Source organism: Pedobacter sp. HMWF019, assembly GCF_003061025.1.
Classification (GTDB): Bacteria; Bacteroidota; Bacteroidia; order Sphingobacteriales; family Sphingobacteriaceae; genus Pedobacter.
Window position 1 is genome coordinate 1 of record NZ_QAIL01000443.1, and the last position, 4,620, is coordinate 4,620.

Below are 4,620 nucleotides of genomic sequence, written 5' to 3' on the forward strand. Positions count from 1 at the left end.
CAATTGATTTGGCCTGAAAATGCCGGACACTAGAAAGAGCGGGATATTCTTCTCTTTTAATATTTTAAAATAATAGTGCCAGAATTCATATTTAGTGAAAATGGCGATCTCCGGGTTAACAATTTCTATAAATCTTCTGGCGTTGGAGGCGGTGTCTAACGGGAGATAAAAGATACCATCGGCCAGGGCATAATTTTTACGCACCTCGTATCCTGAAGGGGAGAAGAAGGTGATGATAATTTTTTTATGTGGATAAAGTATTCTGATCTTCTCCAGGACTGGACGGCCCTGTTCGAATTCGCCAAGAGAAGCAAAATGAAACCATACATGTTTTTGTCCTTTCGTTATTTTTTCTTGTAAAATGGAAAATATATGCTTTCTGCCCTGATTAAATAATTTGGCCTTAGAATTGTACGGGGCAATTGATTTAACAACAAGGTTATAGAGAAAAATACCAAAATTATAAAGCCAAAGCATTTTGAGTGTTTATTTGTTATCTTAGCCGAAGATACTTTTAAAAATTAAAACTAGAGTAATATATGAGAAACGAAGCTTCCGGAATGTTGCTGTTGAGTACTTCTGAACTTAGTTTTTCTACATATTTTAAACACCCCAGCATTATATGAAAATTGCCGTAATTGGAACAGGATATGTAGGTTTAGTAACCGGAACATGTCTTGCAGAAACAGGTAACAATGTTATTTGTGTTGACATTGATGAAGCCAAAGTGCAGAAGATGCAACATGGTATTATTCCAATCTATGAACCTGGTCTTGATGTGTTGTTTCATAGAAATATCGCCCAGCAAAGGTTAACTTTCACCACTGATCTGGCTATCGCTGTTCAAGAAGCACAGATCATTTTTATGGCGCTTCCTACCCCTCCGGGAGGTGATGGGGCGGCCGATCTTTCCTATATTTTAGGTGCAGCAAAGGATATTTCAAAACTGGTGACTGAATATAAGGTTATTGTGAATAAGTCTACAGTACCAGTGGGTACGGCAGATAAAGTTCAAGCTGTTTTTACAGCACATACGGATGTGGAGATCGATGTGGTTTCTAACCCGGAGTTTTTACGGGAGGGTGTGGCTGTAGAGGATTTCATGAAACCAGACCGTGTAGTGATCGGTACAGGCAGTGAAAAGGCGAAAAAATTAATGGCGGAGCTGTATGCACCTTATGTGCGTCAGGGAAATCCGGTATTGTTTATGGACGAACGTTCTTCTGAACTGACAAAATATGCTGCGAATTCGTTCCTGGCCACCAAGATTACTTTTATGAATGAGATTGCTAACCTCTGCGAAATTGTAGGCGCAGATGTAGATGCTGTGCGTAAAGGGATCGGTTCTGATGACCGGATTGGTAAGCGATTTTTGTTCCCAGGGATTGGTTATGGCGGAAGCTGTTTTCCAAAAGATGTGCAGGCGCTGGCCAAATCTGCTGATGAGCATGCCTATGATTTTCAGATCCTGAAAGCAGTTATGGATGTGAATGAGAAGCAGAAAGTTGTCCTTGTGGATAAAGTGTTGAAATATTATAAGGGAGATCTGAAAGGAAAGCATTTTGCACTTTGGGGATTAGCCTTCAAACCTGAAACAGATGATATCCGCGAAGCACCAGCGTTGTATATCATTGATCATCTGGTTAAAAATGGGGCTACGGTGACTGCTTTTGATCCGGAGGGAATGAAAAATGTACAGGCCATCCTTGGCGATAAGATTAAATTTGCCAAAGATCAGTATGAAGCCCTGGCTGGTGCAGATGCTTTGCTGATTGCAACGGAATGGTCTGTGTTCAGAAATCCTGACTTTGAAAGAATGGAATCTTCCTTAACCAACAAAGTGATCTTTGATGGCCGGAATCTATATGACCTTCAGAAAATGATAGATCTGGGTTATTATTATAACAGTATTGGACGTAAGCTTGTAGACTAATGGAACGTAAAAGAGTTTTAATTACCGGTGCGGCCGGATTTCTGGGATCACATCTTTGTGACCGGTTCATCAAAGAGGATTACCATGTCATTGGAATGGACAATCTGATAACCGGTGACCTTCAGAATATTGAACATCTTTTTAAACTGGAGAACTTTGAGTTTTACCATCATGATGTTTCCAAATTTGTTTATGTACCAGGTAAATTGGATTATATCCTGCATTTTGCCTCTCCGGCAAGCCCGATAGATTATTTGAAGATCCCTATCCAGACTTTAAAAGTAGGATCGTTGGGTACACATAATTTACTGGGTTTAGCGAGAAATAAGGGTGCCAGGATGATCATTGCTTCTACTTCAGAGGTTTACGGTGATCCAAGTGTTAATCCTCAGCCTGAAGAATATTGGGGTAATGTGAACCCGGTAGGCCCAAGAGGTGTATATGACGAGGCTAAAAGGTTCCAGGAGGCCATGACTATGGCTTACCATACTTTTCATGGAGTAGAGACGCGTATTGTGCGGATCTTCAATACTTATGGGCCAAGAATGCGGCTAAATGACGGGCGAGTATTGCCGGCTTTTATAGGTCAGGCTTTACGGGGGGAAGACTTAACTGTTTTTGGTGATGGTTCACAAACCCGGTCATTCTGCTATGTGGATGATTTGATCGAGGGAATTTACCGTTTGCTGATGAGCGATTATGCGTTACCGGTAAATATTGGTAACCCGGATGAGATCACGATTAAGCAATTTGGAGAAGAGATCATCAAGTTGACAGGCACCAATCAAAAGCTGGTTTTGAGGGATCTTCCAGTAGATGATCCGAAACAACGTCGTCCGGACATTACCAAGGCGAGAGAGATCCTGGGCTGGGAACCAAAAGTAAACAGGGCGGATGGACTAAAGATCACCTATGCGTATTTTAAATCTTTGCCTAAGGAGGCCTTATTTAATAAAGATCATAAAGATTTTACAACCTATAACCGATAAAAAGAAATATAAAAATGGCTAAAATTTTAGTAACCGGAGGAACCGGATTTATTGGATCACACACTGTTGTCGAATTGCATAATGCAGGATATGATGTGGTCATTGTAGACGATTTCTCTAATTCCAATCCAAAAATCTTAACACAGCTGGAAAAGATCACAGGAAAGAAACCTGAATTTCATGAACTGGACCTTTGTGATGAGGCAAAAGTGAATGATTTTGTAAAAAAACACACGGATATTAGTGGGGTTATTCATTTTGCAGCATTTAAAGCAGTGGGTGAATCGGTTCAGCAGCCTTTAAAATATTACAGAAATAATTTTTATTCCCTGATCAATCTGATCACTGCCTTTGACCAAAAGATTAATCTGGTGTTTTCATCTTCCTGTACCGTTTATGGACAGCCTGATGTATTGCCGGTAACTGAAGATGCGCCGGTGAAAAAAGCAGAATCTCCTTACGGAAATACCAAACAGATTGCAGAAGAGATCCTGCAGGAAACATGTGCGGTAACACCTTCATTAAAAGTAACTTCTCTGCGGTATTTTAACCCGGTAGGTGCACACCATACTGCATTGATTGGTGAATTACCAATCGGGGTTCCTCAAAACCTGGTTCCTTTTATCACCCAGAGTGCTATTGGAAAACGTGGTCCGATTACAGTATACGGAGATGATTATAGTACACCGGATGGCAGCGCGATCCGTGATTATATTCATGTAGTTGATCTTGCTAAAGCTCATGTGGCTGCTATCCAAAGGCTGGAAAGTGAAAAAGCAAGTTCAAATTATGAAGTATTTAATCTGGGAACAGGTAAGGGCTCTTCAGTTCTGGAGATCATCCACGCTTTTGAAAAGTCTACAGGAGAAAAACTGAACTATACTATTGGTGCCAGAAGAGAAGGAGATATTGAGCAAGTATGGGGAAATGTGGAGAAATCGGCGAGGGATTTAGGATGGAAAGCCGAGCTGGACATCGATGAAATGATGCGGTCGGCCTGGAACTGGGAAAAATATTTAAAGGATAACCCTTTTTAAGGATGTTGTTAAAGGAGCATAAAGTACTGAAAACAGCTATTGTTGAACTTCCTGAAAAGGAAAAGGACAAGCTTTTGCTCCGTTTAATTGCAAAGGATAAAGTTTTAACGGAGCATTTGCATTTTAAATTGCTGGAAGATGAATCGGATCTGGAACAAAGGTCAGAACAGCTGAAGGCAGAGATTGATGAGGCGGGAACCATCTTTGCACAAGATCTGAAGCTTTCTTCCAAAGATGTCCTGGTTACCTTTAGGAAGCTGAACGGAAGGATTAATCACCACTTTAAGGTGACTAAGGATGTCAGCTCTGAGGTAGAACTCCGGATTTACCTGTTGAACTGTATTCCTGTGTTGTGTAAGGAATCGGTATTCTCTTCCATATATAAATTTCAGGAGAAACTGATTACTTATTTTGTAAGGACAACTTTATCTACAGTTAACAAATACACTAAACTGCATGAAGATTTGCAGTTTGACCTGAAAGATGGTCTTAATAACGTACTCAATAAAATATACACCGGCAAAATGACTGCTGCTGCGCAGGAGTTGAAGTTGCCAAAAGAATTCTAAAATGAAGAAGATTTTAATTACTGGCGGTGCAGGTTTCATAGGCTCACATGTGGTGAGAAGATTTGTAACGAATTATCCGGAATATGAGATTG

6 protein-coding genes are annotated in these 4,620 nt (G+C 40.5%); 5 read left to right on the forward strand and 1 reads right to left on the reverse strand.

The window, feature by feature from the left end; genetic code table 11:
- On the reverse strand, positions 1 to 477 hold a 477-nt coding region (locus DBR11_RS23460), incomplete at its 3' end, for a 3-deoxy-D-manno-octulosonic acid transferase (RefSeq protein ID WP_304594253.1).
- A 145-nt stretch (positions 478 to 622) separates the two neighbouring features.
- On the opposite strand from DBR11_RS23460, the gene DBR11_RS23465 reads away from it, so the two are divergent.
- From DBR11_RS23465 to DBR11_RS23485, 5 genes are all read left to right on the forward strand, one after another.
- Positions 623 to 1,933, forward strand: coding sequence for a UDP-glucose/GDP-mannose dehydrogenase family protein (locus DBR11_RS23465; protein WP_108555029.1), 1,311 nt, complete (start codon positions 623 to 625; stop codon positions 1,931 to 1,933).
- Complete coding sequence (locus DBR11_RS23470) at positions 1,933 to 2,922, forward strand: UDP-glucuronic acid decarboxylase family protein (RefSeq protein WP_108555030.1); 990 nt, start codon at positions 1,933 to 1,935, stop codon at positions 2,920 to 2,922. Before DBR11_RS23465 ends, DBR11_RS23470 begins: the two co-directional genes overlap by 1 nt.
- A 14-nt stretch (positions 2,923 to 2,936) precedes the next feature.
- The gene (gene galE / locus DBR11_RS23475) at positions 2,937 to 3,959 is read left to right on the forward strand and encodes a UDP-glucose 4-epimerase GalE (RefSeq protein WP_108555031.1); all 1,023 of its coding nucleotides are present in this window, start codon (positions 2,937 to 2,939) and stop codon (positions 3,957 to 3,959) included.
- Between the two features lie 2 nt (positions 3,960 to 3,961).
- On the forward strand, positions 3,962 to 4,528 hold the full coding sequence (locus DBR11_RS23480) for a hypothetical protein (protein WP_108555032.1): 567 nt from the start codon (positions 3,962 to 3,964) through the stop codon (positions 4,526 to 4,528).
- Position 4,529: 1 nt separating this feature from the next.
- On the forward strand, positions 4,530 to 4,620 hold a 91-nt coding region (locus DBR11_RS23485), incomplete at its 3' end, for an NAD-dependent epimerase/dehydratase family protein (RefSeq protein WP_146186641.1).

What these genes read in the sequence shown, in the direction of transcription:
- DBR11_RS23465 (WP_108555029.1), top strand. Translation starts at nt 623, where the DNA reads ATGAAAATTGCCGTAATTGGAACAGGATATGTAGGTTTAGTAACCGGA.
- DBR11_RS23470 (WP_108555030.1), top strand. Translation starts at nt 1,933, where the DNA reads ATGGAACGTAAAAGAGTTTTAATTACCGGTGCGGCCGGATTTCTGGGA.
- galE (WP_108555031.1), top strand. Translation starts at nt 2,937, where the DNA reads ATGGCTAAAATTTTAGTAACCGGAGGAACCGGATTTATTGGATCACAC.
- DBR11_RS23480 (WP_108555032.1), top strand. Translation starts at nt 3,962, where the DNA reads ATGTTGTTAAAGGAGCATAAAGTACTGAAAACAGCTATTGTTGAACTT.